At 47.5% G+C, this 3,938-nt stretch carries 12 protein-coding genes; 4 read left to right on the top strand and 8 right to left on the bottom strand.

Annotated features, from left to right (window positions below; all coding sequences use genetic code 11):
- Together ACTIE0_RS23280 and ACTIE0_RS23275 are read left to right on the top strand one after the other, a co-directional pair.
- A partial coding sequence (locus ACTIE0_RS23280; RefSeq protein WP_439517008.1) for a WD40 repeat domain-containing protein occupies positions 1-298 on the top strand: 298 nt, incomplete at its 5' end.
- Between the two features lie 328 nt (positions 299-626).
- The gene (locus ACTIE0_RS23275) at positions 627-728 is read left to right on the top strand and encodes a type II toxin-antitoxin system HicA family toxin (protein WP_368663646.1); all 102 of its coding nucleotides are present in this window, start codon (positions 627-629) and stop codon (positions 726-728) included.
- A gap of 14 nt (positions 729-742) precedes the next feature.
- Here ACTIE0_RS23275 and vapC read toward each other — a convergent pair whose 3' ends face one another.
- The 3 genes from vapC to ACTIE0_RS23260 form a co-directional block, all read right to left on the bottom strand.
- A complete protein-coding gene (gene vapC / locus ACTIE0_RS23270) occupies positions 743-1,147 on the bottom strand; it encodes a type II toxin-antitoxin system tRNA(fMet)-specific endonuclease VapC (RefSeq protein ID WP_006669410.1) in 405 nt (134 codons plus the stop codon).
- Positions 1,144-1,389 (bottom strand): hypothetical protein, encoded by a 246-nt coding sequence (locus ACTIE0_RS23265; protein ID WP_006669411.1) that lies wholly within the window; start codon positions 1,387-1,389, stop codon positions 1,144-1,146. Before ACTIE0_RS23265 ends, vapC begins: the two co-directional genes overlap by 4 nt.
- A gap of 65 nt (positions 1,390-1,454) precedes the next feature.
- Positions 1,455-1,793 carry a hypothetical protein gene (locus ACTIE0_RS23260; protein WP_439517007.1) on the bottom strand — a complete coding sequence of 113 codons (339 nt, stop codon included), beginning with the start codon at positions 1,791-1,793 and terminating at the stop codon, positions 1,455-1,457.
- 67 nt (positions 1,794-1,860) lie between these two features.
- Between ACTIE0_RS23260 and ACTIE0_RS23255 the strand changes: the two genes are divergently transcribed.
- Together ACTIE0_RS23255 and ACTIE0_RS23250 are read left to right on the top strand one after the other, a co-directional pair.
- Positions 1,861-2,085, top strand: coding sequence for a type II toxin-antitoxin system HicA family toxin (locus tag ACTIE0_RS23255; RefSeq protein ID WP_006622545.1), 225 nt, complete (start codon positions 1,861-1,863; stop codon positions 2,083-2,085).
- Complete coding sequence (locus ACTIE0_RS23250; protein WP_006669412.1) at positions 2,082-2,300, top strand: type II toxin-antitoxin system HicB family antitoxin; 219 nt, start codon at positions 2,082-2,084, stop codon at positions 2,298-2,300. Before ACTIE0_RS23255 ends, ACTIE0_RS23250 begins: the two co-directional genes overlap by 4 nt.
- A 67-nt stretch (positions 2,301-2,367) precedes the next feature.
- On the opposite strand, the gene ACTIE0_RS23245 is transcribed toward ACTIE0_RS23250, so the two are convergent.
- From ACTIE0_RS23245 to ACTIE0_RS23225, 5 genes are all read right to left on the bottom strand, one after another.
- Positions 2,368-2,583 (bottom strand): hypothetical protein, encoded by a 216-nt coding sequence (locus ACTIE0_RS23245; RefSeq protein WP_006622542.1) that lies wholly within the window; start codon positions 2,581-2,583, stop codon positions 2,368-2,370.
- A gap of 132 nt (positions 2,584-2,715) precedes the next feature.
- On the bottom strand, positions 2,716-2,883 hold the full coding sequence (locus ACTIE0_RS23240; protein ID WP_155839114.1) for a hypothetical protein: 168 nt from the start codon (positions 2,881-2,883) through the stop codon (positions 2,716-2,718).
- Positions 2,873-3,367: a PIN domain-containing protein gene (locus ACTIE0_RS23235; RefSeq protein WP_006622540.1), complete on the bottom strand. Its 495-nt coding sequence runs from the start codon at positions 3,365-3,367 to the stop codon at positions 2,873-2,875. The genes ACTIE0_RS23240 and ACTIE0_RS23235 overlap by 11 nt, the downstream gene beginning before the upstream one ends.
- Entirely contained in the window at positions 3,364-3,612 is a 249-nt protein-coding gene (locus ACTIE0_RS23230) for a UPF0175 family protein (protein ID WP_006622539.1), read from the bottom strand. Before ACTIE0_RS23230 ends, ACTIE0_RS23235 begins: the two co-directional genes overlap by 4 nt.
- Positions 3,613-3,680: 68 nt before the next feature.
- Positions 3,681-3,938, bottom strand: a 258-nt coding sequence (locus ACTIE0_RS23225; RefSeq protein WP_439517006.1) for a hypothetical protein, incomplete at its 5' end; no start/stop codon positions are given.

Raw genomic sequence — 3,938 nt, 5'->3', positions numbered from 1 at the left:
GGCATCCTGGGATAACACCCTGAAACTGTGGGATTTGGAGACGGGGACGGAACTGGCTACCCTCACCGGGCATAGTAGCTCGGTAACAGCAGTAGCGATCGCCCCGGACGGGAAACGAGCCGTCTCGGCATCGGATGATAACACCCTGAAACTGTGGGATTTGGAGACGGGGAAAGAGTTAGCCACCTTTACCGGGGAGGCTCGGATGCTTTCCTGTGCGATCGCACCGGATGGGGTAACGGTGGCGGCGGGGGATGAGGCGGGGGTGGTGCATTTTCTGCGGTTGGAGGGGGTGTGAGAAACCGGATTTCTCTAATCAGCTTCGGGAAAAAGGTGCGGTTCGCAGCAACCCGGTTTCTAGGCTGTGGGTTGCTGAGTGAGGTGTTAACAGATCGGCTAAAATCCTGATTAGATAGCCATTAGAGACAAACGATGAAGATTAAAGCAATGATTTGGCCAGAAGATGAAGTCCAGGTTCAGTACCCGCCCTTCCCAATTGTCACACCTGGGCATCGAGCTATGAAGAGTTGTTAGAAATGCTTGCAGATGCAGTTCTTTCTTTGGCTGGAAGTGGCGAGTGAACAACAGGAAGTCACCCCAGAAAAACAGTTCATTGAGTTATCTTTATGAAATCGATTTCTGGTAAAGCACTCTGTAAAATTGTGGAACAACAGGGTTGGCAGCTAAAACGAATCACAGGCAGCCATCATCTCTATACGATCGGTTAGGGGGGCAAGAAACGCTATCTCTCTGCCTCCCAATCTTCCCACTGTAAACCCTCTACTCGACTAAATTCACGGACATTGTGGGTTACTAGGGTGAGATGATGTGCCAGGGCGATCGCCGCAATTTGTAAGTCATAAGACCCGATAGGAGTCCCCTTAAATTCCAATTGCGATCGGATTATGCCAAATAAATTTGCCGCCACATCATCAAAGGGAAGAGAGATAAATTGCGAGAGAAATTCTGTCTGTAACCTGAGATTTTTTTCGGGATTGGCACTTTTCATAGAACCGTAAAAAAGCTCTGCTTTGACGACTGAACACACAGCAACTTCTTTGCGATAAAACTCCAATCTCTTCTTCAGAGCTAAGTTCTTGCCGCGTAAATAGATAATGCAGCTATTTGTATCCAGCAAAAATCTCATATAATCGGTTGGCGATCGCCTTGTTCCGGTTGGGGATGGCGGATAAATGTTTCATCGTCAATACAGCCATAGTATTGCTCCAGGGAATTGTCTTCGTCTCCAGGGGTGCTTTCTAGTGTGGGTGTTGCCTCTGGAAAAGGCAGCGGAGTTGGCTGCAAAGATTCCACCAGGAGTTTGAGCAATGCCCAGCGATCGCCTAGAGGTAAATCTAAGACTTGTTTTTGCAATTGTTGGAAGGTCATAATGGTTAGCGATTATTGAAAGATTTGAGGTTTGATGGTAGCAACTCAAGTTTAGCAAATCTGGATTAAGCTCGATGGTAAGAGCGTGAAACGAAGCGATCGCGCTCCCAGCCTAGCCGACTGTGTTGTGTAAAGCGATCGCACCAGGAGTAGGTTGGGTGAACTCCGTAAACCCAACAAATCAGTAGGTTATATGAACCCAGGAAACCTGACAAAAACTTAATTACCCCCAGCCTAGCCGACTGTGTTGGGTTTCGCGATCGCTCCACCCAACCTACTAGAGTCCGACTGTGTTGTGTAAAGCGATCGCACCAGCCAACTACTAGAAAGTTGCGGCGGGGGATGGGTTGAGGGGTTGAGAAAGGGGGTTTCTGAGTTGCCGAATTAGTAGCAGGAAACCCCACATAGTTGAGTTATCTTTATGAAAACGGAAAAAGTGATAAACTAGACCAAAATGCCTAAATCATACTAATGCCCCGGAAGATTCGAGAGTTGAAAGCTCAAATTGCACAGTATGGCTTTGTTTACTTGCCTAAGCGCGGTAAGGGCAGCCATGAGCGTTGGCGACATCCTCTGATTGGAAAAACCCTGACCATTTCAGGTCAGGATGGAGATGATGTGCCCCGTTACCTAGAAAAACAACTGGAAAAACTGCTAACTGAACTGGAAGGGTTGAGAGAGGAGGAAGATTCATGAGTCGATACAGCATGATTGTTCAATGGTCTGATGAAGATGAGCTTTTCCTAGTCACCATTCCCGAGTTTTCTGAGCAGGTCGTGATGCCTTGTACTCACGGAAAAACTCGGGAAGAGGCAATCCGCAATGGGGAAGAAGTGATTGAAATGTATCTAGCAGCTTGGCAGGCGGAAGGTGAGGTCATTCCTCAACCGAAAACACTTGAGGTGGTTTGATGCTTTTGTCCCAACAGAGCCTATGCTGGATGCTGATGCTCTGATGTTTTCGGATTTTTTCGCCGACTTATCCGCCATATACCCCCTGCCAAGTTCCGGCAACTTTGAGTAAATCTGTGGCGGTTTTCCCTGGTTTTAGCGGGGGCAATTTTTGCCAGCCAGAGGATTGAGTAGGTTCGGAGGTTTCTAGGGAGTCGAGAAACTCACTAACGAGGGCAAGTCTTTCCGGTGAGAGGTTGTTGAGTTGGCTGGCGACTTTTTCGCGTAGTTGAGTTGTATTCATGGTTTTGTTGAGCCATTTAAGCTAATTATAGCACCAGGAGTAGGTTATGTGAACCCAGGAAACTCCACCAAAACTTAACCACTCCCAGCCTAGCCGACTGTGTTGGGTTTCGCGATCGCACCAGCCAACCTACTAGAGTCCGACTGTGTTGTGTAAAGCGATCGCTCCACCCAACCTACTAGAAAATGGCGGCGGGGGATGGGTTGAGGGGTTGAGAAAGGGGGTTTCTGAGGCAGATTTGGGTGAGGAGGCAAAGGTTATGGCAGAAACGGGGTTGATCAGATATCGATTAAGTTTCATTGACCATATTCAAAATCTGGTTGTATAAAGCCGAAGATACTCTAAACTCTGACGTAGCAATCAGAGCATCCATCAGAGGTTTGACCGCAGTAATTAAATTTTTCTGCTTGGCTTCAACCAGAATGCCTAGCAATCCAGTAATCTTGATGCCTAAACGGTCAGCCTCCGCTCGACCCCGACGCTCATCAATCAACAACAAATCTGCCTGAAGCTCTATGGCAAGAGCGATCGCCTCTGCCTCTCCCGGATCTAACCTTACCTCATTTTGAAGCTGTTCAACCACACTACGGTTAACTAATGCTCTGACTTTTAACCAGGCTGCACCTTGAACTTCCAGAGTTCCGGGTACGGGAGGGTCAATATCAACGAGTTCCCGATACACAGATTCAGGAATAGTCACTTGATGGTAAAGTTGAGACAGAAGTTTTAGGTGGTGAATTGCCGCCAGGTTAGTGATTACTGATGTATCACTAATGACAATCACAAGCGTCCCAACTCCCGTAAATTCTTGATATCTAAGGCAAAATCTTCCACATCGTAGGAGTAAAGCGGGATATCTCGTTGTTTCAGAAGTTGGCGAAAAGCACCGGATGGCATATCTGCCAATTTACTGGCATAGCCCAAGGTCAAACGCCCGGTTTGAAACAGGTGTAATGCTACTTCTTGGCGAAATTCGCTTGGGGTAAGCTGAGAGGCTTCCAGGATTTCGTCTGAGATGAGTACAGTCATAAGCAGTTGACTCTATCCCAATTGGGGCTGATTAATTTTATTCCTAATTGTAGCATATATTTCATGATTTAATATGACCAGGAGTAGGTTGGGTGAACCCAGGAAACCCCACCAAAACTTAACCACTCCCAGCCTAGCCGACTGTTTTGTGTAAAGCGATCGCACCAGGAGTAGGTTGGGTGAACTCCGTAAACCCAACAAATCAGTAGGTTATATGAACCCAGGAAACCTGACAAAAACTTAACCACTCCCAGCCTAGCCGACTGTGTTGGGTTTCGCGATCGCTCCACCCAACCTACTAGAGTCCGACTGTGTTGTGTCAAGCG

It is taken from the genome of Limnospira sp. (assembly GCF_051859755.1).
Lineage (GTDB): Bacteria > Cyanobacteriota > Cyanobacteriia > Cyanobacteriales > Microcoleaceae > Limnospira > Limnospira fusiformis.
Note: the sequence above shows the minus strand (reverse complement) of the source record. Positions and strands in the feature narration are given on the sequence as shown.